This is a genomic window from Bacteroides sp. MSK.20.82, from assembly GCF_019052485.1.
Lineage (GTDB): Bacteria > Bacteroidota > Bacteroidia > Bacteroidales > Bacteroidaceae > Bacteroides > Bacteroides thetaiotaomicron.
Genome location: NZ_JAHQUN010000028.1, coordinates 19,825 through 38,889, shown reverse-complemented (window position 1 = coordinate 38,889; position 19,065 = coordinate 19,825). Strand labels below are relative to the sequence as shown.

The window sequence follows — 19,065 nt, the reverse complement described above, 5'->3', positions numbered from 1 at the left end:
GAAACAATGCATGACTTTACTACTGACTCAAAAGAAAAGCGGACTATCAATGGCGGGAATCTTCCCGCCGACTGATAGTCCGCTCTTTTTATAGTATATACCTACTTGACTCTATATCAATTGGATTCTCCCATGATAGTAGTGGCAGATGATCCCCAAGTAAAGTTGCTCTTCAATGCCGAATTGGACTTCAAGTACGGTTGCTGAACCTTCGGTCCCTTCGTCCATTCTTCCGATTCGGATGTCAATGTATTCAACAGGTCTTGGAAGTGCATGGAAACTACGTGTTTCGGGTCCGGATTCTTGTAATATTCCAGATATTCCATCGGTACATATACCGTGCTCGGCCATGTCTTAAAGACAGTACACCAGGTTGTCGGTTGGGTAGCACCTTCGTCGGCATCACTACGGGCAACTTCCTTACACTGGAACGGTAATGACTTCAAGTGCAAAGTCTTGAGTGCCGTCACATTATCAAAGATGTATCCGTAAACATAAGTCATGGTACTCGGGAACCAAGCTTCATTTACTACTGAGTTACCGAACGCGTGACGACCGATATAAGTCGGACCTTCGTTCACCACTACCGTTCTCAGCTTGGTACAGTTACGACAAGCTTCTCTCGGTACGTATTGCAATCCTGTCGGGAATGAAATATTCTCCAGAAGGTTACATCCGTTGAATACACCATTCTTCAGCGTTTCATTCTCCACTTCCGTCATATCCAGAGTTTTCAGGTTGTAGCCCTTACCCGCTGTCATCATGTTCTTCAGTAAGTTCAAATCGGTATCGTTGAGTCTGCCCTTCAATTCCAGGCTAGTGATGGATTCCCAATCTTTATAGATTTCGTCATCAATAAGACTCTGCAATACATTTGTCAAACCTCCCGGAGCCGGAATTTCAATCTGAGTGGCCGCAGCCTGACGGATAACCATATAGTCTTTCTTGTTTTCATAACCCTTGCGATAGATGTAAACGGTAGCCTGACGTTCTCTCAGTACCTTATTCACATCGTACGTGAAGATGACACGTTCGGGCATCGAGTTGTTTGCCATGTGCAGCCAACCATTCTCTGCCGTATAGCCACTTTCTTCCGGATATACGATATCCACCAAAATCTCGTTCTTCGGATCGGTCAACGTAGACTGTACGCTATACTTCACGGTAGCGGCACTGCCCAGCTTATCCAAACTTGTTCTGAAATCGTTCTTGTTGGTAATAACCAATTCCACATCGCTTGCCTGAGCTTGAGTCACGATAAACTCTTCTCTCACCTTCTTGTCGGCAGCGGCACAAAGCGCGATCGTTGCCGTACGTTCGCCACCGGTATTTTCTTTCACGGAAACGAGGAAGGTAGAGTCGCCCTTGGCATCTATAGCAGGCTTGAACGAAATCCAATCCTGATCGTTCTTATCAATATCAATCGTCAAATCCCTTGGTCCGTTGGTATTGGTTGCTTTATATTTCAACAGAATCGAATCTTCTTTCGATGCCAGGTTAGTGAACATTTCCTTGTTATCGACCGTAATGACAGGTTTGGGCAGACCGGTCTGGAAGATATTCATCGTAGCCTTTACATTATCATTATCTTTCGAAGAGATTTCAATGGTACCTCTACGAATATCAAACTTCTGATTCGGCAACACCTTAAAGTACAGTGTATGGTTTTCCATCGCACGTGTCTCCGGTTCGCCTGCGGGGCGTTCGTCCGTCGGCATGATCCAGCCCGTGTCACCGGAATAGAGGAAACTGGTTTTATACTCTCCTGTGTTAATTCCAAACTCTACGGAAATGATATGCTCACCGGCATCCAGGTTTTCGTAGGCCTTCGGGTCGGTGATTACCACCGCATCCTTCTGTGCCTGATAGATAACGAAATCATACTTAAAGCCACCGGACACGAGAGAAAAATTAGCACGGCGTGCATCCGGTTCCACATTTTCGGCTGCAGCTACCCATACTTTGTTGCCTTCGCCGGCCATTCCTTCGCGTTCAAACAGCACTACCCAGCTATTATCCACACCTTCCGAATCATCCAATACGATATGCCAATCCTGATTGGCGTTGAATGTCAGTACTTGAGCGGAATTTCCCGCAGAAGAGAAACTGAAGGTGGACGCTTCGTTCACGATCTCCAATTTAGGCTCTAGCGGCGTCACCACTTCCGGACCAGTTTCATCGTCACCACATGCAGTCAGTAACGATGCCACCAAACATCCGGTCAAGCCGATATATTTCCAATTGATAAAATTTATCGCTTTCATGCTTATTTCACTTTAAATTCTTCTTTTACAATATTAAGGTATTTCATACCGTATCCATTCCCGTAATTCGGGTCAGTCGGTTCGATAGCCTGATCCACATTCCAACGGTTAAAAGAATCGATGATGACCATCGGACGCTTTCCCAAGTTCATCTTGGCAACATTACACATCTTACGGAACATATCTTCATCCTTAAATACCACCGGGAAGTTATAGAACTGAGTTCCATCACCATCTATCCACTGATTGAACGAAGGTGAAACGCTAGGTACGAAGTCTACTCCGTAATTAGCCCACTCATATTCGCGGTTGTACTTAAAGTTCTGGTCGATGCACTGCGGATAGCAGGTAGGGCGGAACCAGTCGGTCTGATTGTACATATTATCCATGTACACAGCATCCACTTTTCCGCTCAGGAAGAAGTTATGCCAGCGTGCAGGAGGTGTCCAACGTTCCTGACGTGCTAAAATATAGATCTCCAGTCCATTGCCATTGCCGTCCTTTACATTTTCACGCACTCTTTCACGGATCGTATTATAGAGTTTCTCTGAATCGCGTGCATACAACTTGTCAGCATTCCAGACAACAATCATCGGTTTGCCGTCTACAGTATAGTAAAGATCGTTGTTCGTACAGAAACGGCTTGTCAGGTTGACAAAAAAGCTGTAAAGTTGCTCACAACGTGCAGAGACACCATTTTCATCGGCATCGTCTTCTATCATGGCGGTGTTGTTAAGTCCGTTTGCGAAGTTATTCATATCCATAGAAACCGCATAACGCAAGCCACCCCATTCGATACCTTCCGAGTTGGGATTCAGTCCCGCCATATAGTTCACGAAATTCACGTTACCTTCGTTCAGCAAATCTCCCTTACTGGTATCCAGACCGATGTTCGGCAAGATAAGGAAATTGATACCGGCATTATTTGCCCAGGTAAGGTGCTGCTGAATCAAATCGGCTGTTTCGGCTTTATTGATATCCATCGAATAACGTCCCAGCACCGGACGCACATTCGGACAAAGCTGTGGATACTGTCCGCTCTGATTATATTCACCAATCAACCGCGCATACTTCTTTTCATCCACACCCGTACTACCCAAGTTCCAATAAATGGCTCCTACCGGAATATCGCTGCTCGGTCTGATTTGCGGAATCTCATAGTTCAAGAAATGATCATCGATGGAAGGACCGTCATCTGTCGGTGAACAGGCCGATCCGGCCACCAGTCCCAACGTCAGGCATATTGCAAGACCTGTCTTATTAAAAATCTTATACTTTTTCATTTTTCAGTCATTACTTAATTACTACTTTTCTACCTTATAAACTAAAAGTGTAGCTTCTATCAAGAAGTTGTAAGCCTTGTCCAAAGCCTCTTCAGCCTCCTTGATACCGGTCAGCTCACGGGCATTCTTCAAGAACTCTTCATAAGTCTGTCCATACTTCTTGGCTTGGAAATCCATGTTGAACTGTACATAATCGCTGTTTTCCCATCCGGCTATCATCTCTTCCTGGTTAGGTACAGGTTTTGCGAACTGAAGCATCGTGAAGATATTGTCTCCCCAACGGGCGGCATTAGGTTTCGGACTATTCTTCTGTAACAAATCAATAGCTCTGTAATAAGCCTCTGCATTTGTCTGACGTTCCGCATCCGGGAAGTAAAGGCGTTCGGGCCAGCCGTAGTACATATTTCCGCCTTCTTCATAAGCCTGAGATCCGTTCAGGAACAGAGGCGGAAGGTTCAATGCACGTGTGCGGCGTTCCATACGCCAGGCAGACATTCCATCCAGGAAGTCGGCAAACCAGCGTTGTTTGTAGATTTGTTCCAATTGTCCGTCCTTACCGTCTGCTCCGTTGATGTCGGCAGTCATCAGTTTACGGGTATCATAGAATCCTTTATGACTGGTTCCCCAGGCGATTCCTTCCTGAGCCATATAGGCAGCAGCAGAAGCAGACAAGCCGTTCTCTTCGAACGAAGCACGGATGCCTTCTTCATAATAGGTCTGTGCATCCTTGGATCCCAAGTCGAACTTCACTTTCGCTTCAGCGCAGAGGAAACAAGCATCTGCCCAGCGCAGCAAAGGCATCGTAGCGTCCATTGCATAATATCTCGGGTTGATGTAGCATCTGTTGTCTTCGTTCATTGACAACGGATCAGGGATTTCTCTTGTACCATTCGGGTCGGTCGGGTCGATCGGTCTTCTCCAGCCGAACGGTGTACGGGCGCCCGGATTGTCCGGTGTAGGAACGTATGGAATAGAGTAACGTACACGCAATGAATCACGCACTTCATATCCATCTATCATCCATTGCAGGTGTTCCTGCTGATCGCTGGCGGAACAACCGCTCACATCACAGTCGTGTGAACGAGTCAGCACATCCGTCATACGATAAGGCTGGCGTTCCGGCCAATAAACGTTGGAGCCGTCAAAGTAAGTCTCCATACGCGGATCGTTGTATGAGAACAGGTAAATGGCGAAATATTCGTTCATGGAAGGGATCAGCCCCCAGTTTGCTTTCGTCTGAATTTCTTCTTTATACAAACGAGTGTAATACCAGGAACAGTCTTTGTCGATCACCGTTCCATATTTGGGAGCAAACGCATCGTCCAGAGAGCTGAACAGCCATTCTTCATGTCCCATAGATTTCGCAGCATATTCGCGTGCTTTCTCTTCGCTGATATTCTGGATATTCATGGCTATCTCCAGGCGTAATGTATTAGCCAGTTTGCGCCATTTCTGTACATCTCCGTTATAAACAGGGTCTTTCAGAATCTTATCAGTAGATGATTCGTCGAACTCATCGACTGCCTGGTCCAGCCAACCCAAAATGGAATAGTAAGCATCGGCTTCCGAATCATAGTCAAAGATACGCTTGTCCGTTCCTCCGTCCATACCGGCATGGCTCAGTCCGACCGGACCATAGAGTGACAGCAACTGGTAGTAAGTGAATGCTTTCCATGTCTTTACAACAGCCAGACTGTTAGGCAAAGAGCCATCATCGTATGCTTTTGCCAACTCTTCCAGGTCGCGCAGAATCTCTACATAAAACTTACGGTAGAATCCGTCTCCCCTTTCGTTCCACGGTGTCTGGAAAGCGACGTTAGTAATGTAACGTGAATAACTCCACATACGGTTATTATTCAATTCACTGATTGCATTCATTGTCTTGTAAACCGTACCGGGGAAAATACTCTGCAGATTTACCTCATACAATTTGTTCGGGTCCGAGTTGATGGTTTCGAAACCGTCCGTACACCCCACGGCAGTCGATGCCAGCAGGAGTAACGGTAATATTTTGTTTTTCAATTTCATGCTTTACGAATTTAAAAAGAAACTTTAATATCAAATCCATAGGTTGCGGAAGGCAGGTTGAAACCACGTTCGAAACCTTGTGCATTTCCTGTTGTACTCGTTGCCTGCGGATCAAGCCCGTGCGGTGTATTGGCAAACAAGGTAGCAATGTTTCGTCCGACAGCCGCCACACGGAATGTCTGGAACGGAGTCTTTCTCAGCCATTTTTTCGGTAAATCGTAGCTGACAGTGATTTCACGCAACTTCACATAAGAAGCATCGTAGATGAAACGGGAAATATCACGAGAGGTATAGTGCATCCAATAGCGTTCGGGGGTACAATAACCCAATACTTGTTGTCCTGCCAGCCCTTCTACGTCTTCGTCATAACGGCAATTAGGAAGAACTACCCCTTTAGGACGTCCCCAGTCAGGATAAATCTGCCCGTTTGCGGTCGGTGTGTTGGCGTTCTGAGGACGCATGAAGCCATATCGTTCTTCGTCCGACTCACCCAAAATCTTTCTGGAGAAGAAATCCGCGTCACGACCTTCCAATGACTTGACGGATTGTCCGTCTACAGAACTCTGGATGGATGTCTGTGAGAAGAACTTACCACCCTTCTGGAAGTCGAACATAACAGAGAAGGAGAAATTACCCAAACGGAACACGTTGTTCCAGCCACCTCGCCAGTCAGCCTGTACACAACCTAAATATTCATAGTCCTGTCCTTCTTTCGGCGACCCGTCGAGCTGACAAAGGATGTATCCTTCGGCATCGCGTTTAAATGTCTTCGCATAGATAGCACCGTAGGGCTTGCCTACTTCCGCATAAGACTTCACGTTGTACACACCGCTACCAATCTGTATCTTGTCGATACCTTCGGGCAATGATTCTACCATGGAATTGTTCTTTGACCAGTTGAAAATGGTTTTCCACTCGAAGTTCTTCACCTTCACCGGCACACCGCTCACGGAGATTTCCCAACCCTTGTTGGAGATTTTACCGGAGTTGATGATTACACGCTGGTAATTGGATAAATAAGAAAGTTCCGACTCGACAATCTGATCACGAGTGTATTTGTCATAGTAAGTAACATCTGCTGTCAGGCGTCCGTCCAGCAAACGAACTTCCGCACCGATTTCTTTTGAGATGGTTGTTTCCGGTTTCAAGTTCGGATTCTTGCGTACGGCGTCACCCTGGAACCACGCCATGTCATTACGGAACAATCCTCCGTAACTGTAACTGTTAATCAAACGGTCGAAACCAGCATCGTTACCCACGCGGGCAATAGATCCGCGCAACTTGGCGAATGAGAATGTCTTGCTCTTCAGCTTGGGGAAGATTTCCGTCAACACGGCACTGGCACTACCGGAGGCATAGAAGTAAGAATTGTTAGCTTTCGGCAAAGAACTTGACCAGTCGTTACGGAAAGTTCCGTCTACAAACAAACCATGATATCCCAAAGACAACATACCGAATACGGACTGTTTCTCTTTCGCATTCACACTTTCCGTTCCACTCAATATAGAGGCATTGTTGGACAATGACTTCACATCCGGAGCTGCCAGTTGAGAAACCTGATTCCAGAGTTTATACCAGTCATTCTTTTGCATAGAAGTACCCAAGTTAGCACTGAGGCTGACCTTCTTGATATTGCGGTTATAAGAAATAACTCCTTCATAATTGTAGTTGTTGGAGGCTTCACGGAAAGTTTCGTACTGTCCGTCGATATCCCACATGGTATAATAATTGTCAAACTTCCAACCGTTCTTGTTTGCCTTTTCTACACTGGCACGCAAACGGATATTCATTCCCTGAATCGGTTTGATATTAAGAGTCAGGTTACCACGGAAGTTATTACGGCCGTCACCATTGCTGATTTCGTTCAGCAGCCAGTAAGGATTGTAGAATCCGTTACCACGCGTGAAGGCTTCACCTGTCTCGCGCTTCCACGGCAGTAATTCCTCCATAACGACGTCACGCGGCATATTCATGATGGCACGCATCGGGTTACGGTTACTGTCACCTTTATAATCACGGTTATCGGCTGTTTCCAGCTGATAGTTAACGGAGATTTCACTGGACAGCCATTTAGCCAGATCCATATTCACACGCAGGTCAAATGTGTGACGCTTCATGTTATCAAAGTTCTTCAGCATTCCGTCGTAGTCGATACCCGTATAGTTGAAACGGATACCTGCTCCATTGAACACCTTATTGACCGAAACACTATGAGTCATGGCTACACCCATTTCGTACATATCCGTGATACCATCCTTATTAGGTACATAAGAACGTATCTGATTATTACGTCCCACCAGATCAAAGCCTAACATCGGCAGCCCCCATGAGCGTTGGTTCGGATTCGCCCAGTTAAATACAAAAATACCATAAGGCAGGCTGGGGTCATAAGCATAACCGTTCTTTGAGTTGGAACCATAATAGTTGAATCCGTCACCCACACCGACAGCCGGAAGGCTGGCCGAACCATAAACATTCTGATAGGCAGGAAATTCACGCAAGAAAGTAAACTGCATATTGTAGCCATAAGAAACACCGAGTCCGGATTTCTTGGTAGCTTTACGGGTAGTGATCAGAATAACGCCATTGGCAGCATCAGATCCATACAAGGCAGCCGCATTGGCACCTTTCAAAACTTCGATTGATTCAATATCGTCCGGGCTGATAGCAGAAGCAGGATTACCATAGTCCAAGTCTCCATCTTCTCCCATCGGGTTCATGATGGGCACACCGTCAATTACGTACAACGGCTGGTTATTTCCGGTCAGGGAGTTGTTACCACGAATCTCCACACGGGTAGAAGACAACGGACCGCCATTCGAAATAAAATTAACGCCCGAAACTTTACCGCTCAGACTATTCAATAAGTTCGGGTCACGTGTATCCAGCAGAGATTCCGTGTCAATGGACTGACGGGCATATCCCAACGATTTGGATTCACGACTGATGCCCAATGCCGTAACCACGACATCGTTCAGTTCTTTGACATCCTCACTTAGAACGATGCGCAGCAGATCATTGTTTTTCAAGGTAGCCAGTCTGATAGTCTTTACAGCATAGCCTATGAATCTTACATTCAGAATAGCATCTTTCGGCACATTGTTCAAGGTAAATTGTCCCTCCATATTTGTCGCAGTAGCTAAGTTTTGGTTTCCAACCACCGTAATATTAGCACCTGGAAGCGGATCACCAAACTCGTCAACAACGACTCCAGTGACCTTTCGGTTTTGCGCCGAAAGTGAAAGTGCGAAGAACGTGAGCAATACCATCAGGCACGTCCCTATCCTCCAGCTTCTTTTCAGATAAAGTTTCTCCATATTAGCTTAAGTTTATAATTAATAAATTTGTTCTTTTCATTTTTCTACAGTGATGGTGAAGTAGTTCAAATCAGGTTTGCCCGCCACAATGTTCAGCACTGTACGGCGCCAGCCATTCACATCGCTCTTCATGGTGAAAGCGTCGACAGTAACCCATTCGCCTCCGGTTGCATGAAGTTCTACGACAGGCCCTTGTCTTCTTTTCGTGCCTTCGCCAAAGTCAAAACGGATTTTAGCATCTTCTTTGGCAGCATAACATACCTTGACTGTGATATCTCCGGCAGCATAAGGCAGTTCTTTCCATTCCATCCACTCACCCGCCTCTGTGCTGGTGACATACCATTCGGTGTTCTTATCCGGAGCCACACCGGCTATTTTGGCAACATCCAGACTTCCGGTACGGTATTGATTACCGCTATTCTTAGCAGATACATCGAAGAAGTAATCGCAGGCCTCCATTTCTACACGGAATGATTCGGCCCATGCCCGGCTGCTACTGTATTTACGGAGAATGTTCAGACGCTGGTTGGGGAAGTCATAGTAAATGTTGTCGGTACTTCTCCAATAAGCGGCATTCTCGGCCATATCGGTAAAACCTTCCAGGAAGACCAGATCAGCATTCTTCGCAACCATATCGTCCAAAGCATCCGTCAAACGTTTGCCGTGATCTGCATCAAAAAACATACGGGTACCCGATTTATCATTGGTATAGAAAGCCGGAACAGCCACACCTACAGTTTTTCCATTGAAGGTACGTACCGTCCAGGAACTACGGGTGGGAGCCTGCTCAGAGGCAATAAACCAATCGTTCAGTGATTCTACGACTGATTCGTCCACCTCTTTATCACGGTCCTGAAAGGCTCTGTCGGCACAAATAAAGAGATCTTCGCCATAAGCAGACTTGAAGTCAGCATGAATCTTGTTCAGAATGGCCTTTAATTTGCCTTTACAGTCAATTTTCTTGTTGCCCAATGCAGCATAGTCTACATTAAGGAAACCGTTGATGCTCCACAAAAACAGGACAGGTTTGCCGTCTATGCGAAGAAGATACTTGTTATTGGCTTTATTCTCGCCATAAAAGTTATCGAAGGCCAGTTTTATATTGTAATCCCATATATACTTATATATATCGTCCAAATTGTCCAGCGGATACATCACCTCTTCATCGGTCAGTCCCTTGTTTTGCTGAGTTTCCGCACTAATGAATGTAGCATAGGTCTGATACAAGTCAAAATTGCGGGCAGCCGCCCAGGAAGCCGGACAGTCATCGAAGATGGCGATCTTCAGATTTTCTTCATTCCGACGCTGTAAAGCAGCAACGAAGTCTTTGATACGGGTAGGATCGCCATGATCTCTGTCATAAGCAGGATCAGTGTCCGCCTTCGGCAAGCGTCCGCGGCAATTGGGAGCTACATAATCCAAACCACTATACACCATCTCTTCTACCAAGTTATCCCACCACTCTGTTTCCGTAGCACCAAAAGACTTCACTTCGAAAAGCGGCTTATTATAAAAGGTAGTAGAACTAGTCCCGCCACTGGCAGCATCTTCTCCATTGCGGAGATTCTTCTGATAGCTGAACAGCGCCCCCATCAAAAAACTATGTTCGGGAATATTACTCTCTACCGCAGGAGCAGGAAGTATGAACGTCCCTTCTGTCGGTATAACCGGGTCCGGATTAGTATCAGGAACAATAGTATTGTCCTCATCAGAACAGCTAACAATCATGGAAGCTAATACAAGCCCCATCGTGATTTTCAAATAATTTTTCACGGTCTCTTTTTTATATTATACATTTGCTATTTGTTACACCTCGAAAACACCCTTTTTATCTATTATTTAAGAAAGCGTCGACTGAACAAACTTAATATTTAAGGTTATTTTTGAGTTCTGATGCAAAGTAACAAGAGCCTGCTTAAGATTTTTTATAAAATACGATTAAACTCTGATTAATTTCTAATTAATTTTAAAACTAATACTATCTTCTTATAATTTTTCGCAATCTTAGGTATTAATTTCAGGAAAAGGGGGAAGTTTTATATCCTGTAGTATGCTGTCCACACCCTATTTCTTTATCTAAATGAGTATTCACTTCCTGCAAAAAGAAGAATATTTCAAGTAGAAAGGCTAAAAAGGTAAATAAGGCAAATACTATACAAACATAACACAAATTAGGAGATATCCAATTAGTGACTTATCCGATTATATAAGATGTGGATTTTTAGTATTACAATGGCGTTATTCCTGATAGATTTTCAAAGCGCTCCCCATGATATAAGCTTTAAGTTGTACTATTCCCTATTTCTCATATAATATAAGTTTCCTATATAATAAGGAATAACAGGAATATTTATAACTACAGCTAACTTTTATCCCCTCTTCAGCATACTTATTTGCATAAATTCTACATTTAAGGGATATTTAATAATCAATTAAGCGAAAATTAAGCTCTCACTTAACTATCTGTCTCTATATTTGCCACATCATTTTTCGTGATCAACCCGTGAATTACAGTCTTTGCCAAATCATAAACTTAAATACAATGAACTTTAAAACTACAAAATCATATCATGAAACAAATTAGCAAAGTATTTTTAGCTTGCGCCTGTAGCCTGTCCGGTCTGACAACGCAAGCCCAAGATCAAACCGTATGGAGCAATGATTTCTCCAATGCCTCCCAACCACTGAATATGGTGGGACGTGGTGTCTGTCGGGTGAACGACGGAGTATTTCATTCGCGCAGCGCTTATGCCCTTTTCGGCAATCCTGAGTGGAAAGATTATACCCTGTCCTTCAAGGCACGTGCCCCGAAAGACGCCGAACAGGTACAGATATGGGCAGGCTTCCGTACACATAACCGTTTTGACCGTTATGTGGTAGGTATCAAAGGCGGGTTGCAAGACGATCTCTACTTGATGCGTACCGGATATATGGGTACAGACGAATTCATGGGAGTCCGTCCGCTGGGCTTTCACCCCGTGCCGGGAGAGTGGTACAAAGTGAAAGTGGAAGTATGCGGTAACCGTATCCGGGTTTTTGTAAACGACGAAAAGCTTCCTCACATTGATTTGGAGGACAAAAACAGCAACCTGGCTCCTACCGGTGAAGTAGCACTGGGAGGCGGATGGATAGATACGGAATTTGATGACCTCACTGTCACCCCATTGGCAGAAGACGCTCTCAAAGATGTCAAGGTTCAGGAGTATCGTATGGCACTCACCACACAGGAAAAGGAAAAGATACGCCGCGAAGAGCGGGCGCAATACACCTCGGTCAAACTGGATAAACTAACTGCCGACCGCACCGAACTATCGCTGGACGGAAACTGGCTGTTCATGCCCGACTACCAACTGAACGATAAGACGAAGGCCATCTCCATGCAGACTAACGACAACGACTGGCATATAATGCCTGTTCCCGCTTTCTGGAACCCTATCCGTATCTGGCTGCATGGAGAAACCATGCCATCGCCCACCGGTCCGCAACATAAAGGGGTATCGGACACTTACTACCAACAAGAAACCGACCGATGCGAGAACTATACGTTCAACTACCGGAAAACCGGTGCTGCCTGGTATCGCCAATGGCTGGAACTGCCCGCCGACGTGAAGGGAAAACAGCTGACTCTTTCATTCGACGCCGTATCCAAAATGGCGGAAGTATATATTAATGGCGAATCGGCAGGTTCCAACATCGGTATGTTCGGTGATTTCCAAGTAGACGCCACCCGATTCCTGCGTCCGGGACGCAACCTGATCGCAGTAAAAGTGACACGTGACATCAACGGAAAAGCCGCACAAACCAGTGACGCCATGGAAAACTACTATTCGTCAGTACGCAAGGAAGTGGAGGATAACCAAAACGACCAACAGGCCAACAAAGCCGTATTGACAGACATCCCTCATGGATTCTATGGTGATAACCCTGCCGGTATATGGCAGCCCGTGAAACTCATTGTCAGCAACCCGCTGAAAGTAGAAGATATCTTTATCAAGCCGGCTCTGGACGGTGCATCAATAGATGTCACCATCAAAAATCATGCGCCCAAAAAGAAAAACTTCGATATCCGTGTAGATATTATAGACAAACAGACGGGGGAAACACTGTACGGTGCACCTGTACGTAGCAAACTCTCATTAGCGACAAGCGCACAAGAAACATTTACCTGTGATATCAAAGGACTGAAACCCAAACTTTGGGAACCTGCCACTCCTAATCTTTATGATTTTCGCGTGAGCCTGACGGAAGGAAAAAACAAAGTGACGGACTGCATCACCGTAACTTCGGGTTTCCGCACGTTTGAAAGCAAAGATGGATTCCTTTATCTGAACGGCCGCAAATATTGGCTGCGTGGAGGTAACCATATTCCTTTTGCGCTCTGTCCCAATGATTCGCTCCTTGCAGACAAGTTCATGAAGCTAATGAAAGAAGGGAATGTACAGTCTACCCGGACACATACCACCCCCTGGAACGAACTTTGGGTGTCGGCAGCAGACCGCAACGGTATCGCTATCAGCTTTGAGGGCACTTGGTCGTGGCTCATGATACACTCCACCCCGATACCGGACAAAGGCGTGCTCGATCTTTGGAGCAGTGAATGGCTGCGCGTGATGAAAAAGTACAGAAATCATCCTTCCATATTCTTCTGGACTGTGAACAATGAAATGAAGTTCTACGATCTGGATGCCGACACGGAACGTGCCAAGCAAAAATTCCGCATCGTATCCGATGTGGTGAAAGATATGAGAAAGACTGACCCTACACGTCCTGTATGTTTCGACTCCAACTATCTCCACAACAAAGCTAGCAAACGCTTTGGTGATGACTTTCTGAAAACAGTTGATGACGGAGATATTGATGACAACCATGCCTACTATAATTGGTATGACTATTCGGTATTCCGCTTCTTCAACGGAGAATTCCAGAAACAATTCAAGACTCCCGGACGCCCGTTGATCAGCCAGGAAATGAGTACGGGTTATCCGAATGCTGAAACCGGTCATCCGACCCGCTCTTATCAGCTGATTCATCAGAATCCCTATTCATTAATCGGATATGAAGCATATGACTGGGGGAATCCCGCCAGTTTCCTGAATACACAATCGTTCATCACAGGAGAGTTGGCCGAAACCCTCCGCCGTACCAACGAACAGGCTTCGGGTATCATGCACTTTGCCTATATGACTTGGTTCCGCCAATGCTATGATCACCGGAATATACAACCGTATCCCACTTATTACGCTATGCAACGTGCTATGCAGCCCGTACTTGTCAGTGCGGAACTGTGGGGACGCAATCTTTATGCAGGTGAGAAGTTACATACACGTATCTACGTAGTGAATGACAATGAAGAAGGACGTGACTTGAAGCCTATGTCACTGGCATGGAGCATTGTAGACGAAACCAATAAGGTACTGGCTTCCGGCACGGAACAATTTCCGGCAGTGGAATATTATGGTCGTAAATACATCGAACCGAACATCCATATGCCTTCCAATTTACCGGCAGACAAGGTTAATGTAAAACTGAAACTCACTCTCACCGAAAGCGGAGTCACTTTATCGCAGAATGAATACGGATTATTACTGGCACGCAAGGAATGGAATATCGGTCAAGTAACAGCCAGCAAGAAGATTCTTTTACTGGATAAGGATCATATGAAAGCTACCCTTGACTTCCTGAACATCGCCTGCCAGACAGTACCGTCTATCAAGGAACTACTGAATGCCAAGCAAAAAGCTAATCTCTGCATTATATCGGGCTTGAAAGAATGTACCGATGAAGAAGCAAGATTACTGCGTGAATATCAGTCAAAAGGCGGTCGGATTCTCTTCCTGAACAGCAAAGAGGCAGCACAAAAAGTCTATCCCGAATATATCACCGGATGGATTATTCCCACCGAGGGAGACATTGTGGTGATGGAACGGGATGATGCCCCTGTATTCGACGGAATCGGTGCATTGGAATTACGCTATTTCAATAACAACAAGCGTGAAATTCCACTAGCCTGCACCGCTACATTGAAAGCTGTCCGCCATGAGAATGTGAAGGAACTCGCCGCCCAAATGAAGATCCATGCTTATATCGACGGTGGTAAGCCGGAGGAACGTATCGCACGTATCGAATCTATGCGCGGACTGACGCTGCTACAGATAGCCGACAATAAAGGAAAGTCTCTCGTTTCAACCTTATGTACAGAGAAGGCAACCACTGATCCGATAGCAGGTAAACTGCTGGTAAACATGGTGAATGAATTATTGAAATAGGTATGTAATTGATATCATTGAGTGGAGTTTTTCCATTCTTCCTGCCCGTCTTCCCATTAGAGGAGACGGGCAGTTTTGTTTTTAATTATAATCGAAGTTATTAGCAAAGATGTTCTTACAACTGCAATCTCTGAGTTAATTCACAAAAGATAAGAAATAATAAAAACTTCCCAATTCAGTAGAATTCTTAGTGTCTTCATTGAGAACTGACTAAAAAGTCGGTAGTATCCACATTCTCCTCCTTCGGGAAGGAGGAGTGGTCGAAGACCGAGGTGGTAGGTAAAATGATGTGTATTCCTAATTTTATTGTAAATGAAATAGGAGTGCATTCACCTACCACCTCCCCCTACGGGTACTCCTCCTTCCCGAAGAGAGTTAAGATACTACCGACTTTTAGTCACCTCCATTGTAGATACTACCGCTTTTTCAGTCAACCTCAATGAAGATAGTTTCGACTTTTAATCAAACCCAAGAACAAGCCTTATCCAAACTATTCACATCTTTTTTATTCTATTGAACATAGATTCAAACCAAAAGGCAACTGATTCATTGCGAATCAATTGCCTTTTGGTTTCAGTCGTTAATAGTTGTCTCTGGACAGACTACATTACCTCCTTATACACTTAGTTTTCTCTTTATAAAGAAGATACGTTTTTAATAATATACGTTTTACCCTTCACAGTAGCAAAAGAGATTTGATCATCAGCAAATACCTTTACCTTTGCTCCGGAAACTTTCAGCTCCTTTGCATTCGGATATTTAATCACACATTCCGCACCGGAATTAGAAAGAATCTCTACAGCTGTTATCTTCCCGTCAGTCCATGCCGCGTCTACTTCAAAGTTTCCTCTCGCTTTCATTCCTTTGAATGAGCCATCTTTCCACGCATCGGGCAAAGCAGGAAGCAGTTCGATATATCCGCCCTGACTTTGCAGCAGCATTTCTGCGATACCAGCCGTACAACCAAAGTTTCCATCAATCTGGAAAGGCGGATGCGCATCAAACAAATTAGTATATACACCGCCTACATGGCTTCCGGGAACAGTCAGTTTCATGGCACTTCTCAACAGTTTATGAGAACGATTGCCGTCATGCAGACGTGCCCAAAAGTTCAGTTTCCATGCTTTGCTCCACCCGGTTCCTTCGTCGCCGCGTATATTCAGCGTCACTTTCATGGCATCTGCATATTTATCGTCCTGTTCGCTTCTTCCGATTACAATCTGCGAACCCGGATGCAACCAGAAAAGATGATTCGTATGCCGGTGCCCACCATCTCCGGTAACATCCTTCGTTACTTCATCTTTCCATTCCATAAACTGCCCACCCAAACCGATTTTCGGTCCGGAGAGTTTGCTCATAGCTGTTGCTATCTCTATGATTTCAGGGTCTTTGTCCCTTCCCAGTTCTTTGCTGGCTTTGATCATCATGTCGAACATTTCACAAATCATAGCCTGCGAAGTTGAACAGCCCAGTGAGAACTCGCCATGTTCGGGAGAGTGAGACGGGTTTGCTACCAGTGTACCGTCGCGTTCGTCTGTCCAAAGATTGTCTACCCAAAAAAGAGCAGCATCGAGCATTGTATCATAATACTTTTTCAAGAAGTCTTTATCAAGGTTGAACTGATAATACTCCCAAATATCCTGACACATCCATATTGCCCCTGCCGGAAAATGATGAGGCGTGCTTTTCTTGGCTGGTGCCGTATTGCCCCAGATATTATTCTCATGATGCGTCACCCAGCCGCGAACATTGCCGCCATCGGGTTTGCAATAATATTGTTGCGCTGTATACTTTCCACGAGGCACCAGACTTCTGACATACTCTACCATAGGCAGATGACACGGACTCAGATTGGTAGACTGTGTCGGCCAATAATTCATCTGTATATTGATATTCGTATGGTAATCGGCATTCCATGGATTGGAAAGTCTTTCACCCCATACTCCCTGCAAGTTGGCAGGCAAAGAACCTTCTCGTGAAGAAGATATCAAAAGATAACGACCGAACTGGAAATACAGCATTTCAAGATACTGGTTTTCCTGTTCCGAGTTGGTATTCTCCTCCATGCCTTTCAGCAAACTGTCCGTAGGGGCAACGGGTGCCTCCGGCAAGTTACCGAGATTCAGTCGCATTCTGTCGTATAACGAATGATAGTCTTTCTGGTGGGTAGCCAACAGAGCCGTGTACTTCTTATCAGCTACTTTATGCAGCGTAGCCTGCACTTTTTCCAACGGATCTTCTTGAGAGAAATAATTGTAGGAGTCGTCCATGCACTGTACATAGTTTGTGGCGGCAGACATCAGAACGATTATTTCATCGGCATCCTCTACTTTCAGCTTCGTTCCGTCCACTACCGAAATCTTTCCTCCTTTATTCCTCACGACCAGTTGCTGCGCATATTTCAGTCCATTCTTCCAGGCATCCCCTATCCGCTTGTCTCCGCTGACCGGAGTCGGATATCCCGTCATGGTAATGGTATGACTGTCTGCCGTAATGGTTTTATCGGTATGCAGCGATTCAAGAGAAATGATGCGTGAAAGTTTTCCCTTCTTCGAATCTGAGGTGAGACGCATCACCATTACATTATCCGGATAACTCATAAAGTATTCGCGCTTAAAGGTGATTCCATTCTCCTTATACATCACCGTATGAATCGCATTATCTATATCGAGCGTACGGGTATAGTCGGAATAAGGCAGTTCGGTAGAGGCATCTATCGAAAGTTCCGCCAATTGCGGTTTCTGTTTGTTATCGATTAATTCTGTGATTTCGAGTTTGAAGAAGGTGTACTTGTCCGCCTTCAAAGGAAAAGACAGGGTCTTATTGCGGCTCCCCTTTCCGTCCTTATCATCCCCCCAAAAAGTGCCGGACTGCTGATCCAGCAAGTCGTATGATTTTCCGTCTGTCGAACCGTAGAGTTTCCATGATTTCGGATCTCTGCCCGGCATATCATTGGCGGAGGTCAGACTATAGGAAACAGCCTTGGGAGCATGGGTATATGCCCACTTGATAACGCATGGCAGGCTTCCCGCACCGGAAAACCGGTCGTTATCGGCAAACCATTTACTGGTAGTGCTCTGATCGAAAAGGCTGCCTATCGACTGACTTTGATTCTTTGTATTGTCATAATTGGTCTGCACTGCTTCTTTTATCAAGACGGGAATGGGAGGATTGACAGTTTCTACAATGATATTGCTCAATGTCTGGAAAGAACCGAAATGCTCCTTTGTTCCTGCCAGATTATCAATCAGATTCCGCAATTCTGTGCCGTCACCGTCTCCATCGTAGTTATGGGTAATCAGCTTTCCATTCTCATCTATATATGCAGAACGGTTTGCCGTAAAGTCGTTCATCTTCTGTTGCAACATCACCCGTGCTTTGTGAAGATAATCCTTGTTCACTTCCGGAGTTCTCAGATGTCCTCCATTGTAAGACGGATCTTCACCGGGGCCTCCCGACCACAAGGTATGTTCGTTTGTCTGGATGACATCTACGTAGACGTCACCAAAAATCATGGCTCCCATATAACCATTACCGATGGGCAGGGCTTCACTTTCCCAGTTTTTGGCAGGCTTATTATAAGTTGCCTTCAAGGTCGGCTGATAAGGCTGTTCGGAGCAAGCCGTCATCGTAGTTCCTGCCACAAAGCTAAGTAGAAATAATACATCTGCAAAACGCAAATACTTGTTTCTCATAATACTAAATTTTAAGAAGTAATGCCTTAAGATTGCCCCATACTGTGTCATGCTTGTGCCACCCTATTGGCACAACTGTGCCAAAGGCTTGGCATAACAGTGCCAGTGCGGTGGCACAACTGTGCCAATAGGGTGGCACAGACTGTGCAATCAGAAGGCATTACCTCAGTGAATATAATCTTAATCTTCTTTCCGGTTCAAATTTAAATAAA

At 45.3% G+C, this 19,065-nt stretch carries 7 protein-coding genes; 1 reads left to right on the top strand and 6 read right to left on the bottom strand.

The features are described from left to right. Positions 1-116 precede the first annotated feature (116 nt). Genes KTR07_RS19100 through KTR07_RS19080 form a run of 5 tightly spaced genes read right to left on the bottom strand, consistent with a single transcriptional unit; the run spans position 117 to position 10,665 of the window. A complete protein-coding gene (locus KTR07_RS19100) occupies positions 117-2,264 on the bottom strand; it encodes a BACON domain-containing protein (RefSeq protein ID WP_217315477.1) in 2,148 nt (715 codons plus the stop codon). A 2-nt stretch (positions 2,265-2,266) separates the two neighbouring features. Next, positions 2,267-3,547 carry a hypothetical protein gene (locus KTR07_RS19095; RefSeq protein WP_008763274.1) on the bottom strand — a complete coding sequence of 427 codons (1,281 nt, stop codon included), beginning with the start codon at positions 3,545-3,547 and terminating at the stop codon, positions 2,267-2,269. A 21-nt stretch (positions 3,548-3,568) separates the two neighbouring features. Continuing rightward, on the bottom strand, positions 3,569-5,575 hold the full coding sequence (locus KTR07_RS19090; RefSeq protein ID WP_008767770.1) for a SusD/RagB family nutrient-binding outer membrane lipoprotein: 2,007 nt from the start codon (positions 5,573-5,575) through the stop codon (positions 3,569-3,571). Between the two features lie 11 nt (positions 5,576-5,586). Next, entirely contained in the window at positions 5,587-8,892 is a 3,306-nt protein-coding gene (locus KTR07_RS19085) for a TonB-dependent receptor (RefSeq protein ID WP_008767769.1), read from the bottom strand. Positions 8,893-8,928: 36 nt separating this feature from the next. Next, positions 8,929-10,665, bottom strand: coding sequence for a DUF5010 domain-containing protein (locus KTR07_RS19080; protein ID WP_008767768.1), 1,737 nt, complete (start codon positions 10,663-10,665; stop codon positions 8,929-8,931). Between the two features lie 797 nt (positions 10,666-11,462). On the opposite strand from KTR07_RS19080, the gene KTR07_RS19075 reads away from it, so the two are divergent. Next, positions 11,463-15,158: a beta-galactosidase gene (locus tag KTR07_RS19075; protein ID WP_008767767.1), complete on the top strand. Its 3,696-nt coding sequence runs from the start codon at positions 11,463-11,465 to the stop codon at positions 15,156-15,158. 635 nt (positions 15,159-15,793) lie between these two features. On the opposite strand, the gene KTR07_RS19070 is transcribed toward KTR07_RS19075, so the two are convergent. Then, on the bottom strand, positions 15,794-18,853 hold the full coding sequence (locus tag KTR07_RS19070) for a glycoside hydrolase N-terminal domain-containing protein (protein ID WP_117981685.1): 3,060 nt from the start codon (positions 18,851-18,853) through the stop codon (positions 15,794-15,796). Between the last annotated feature and the right edge of the window lie 212 nt (positions 18,854-19,065).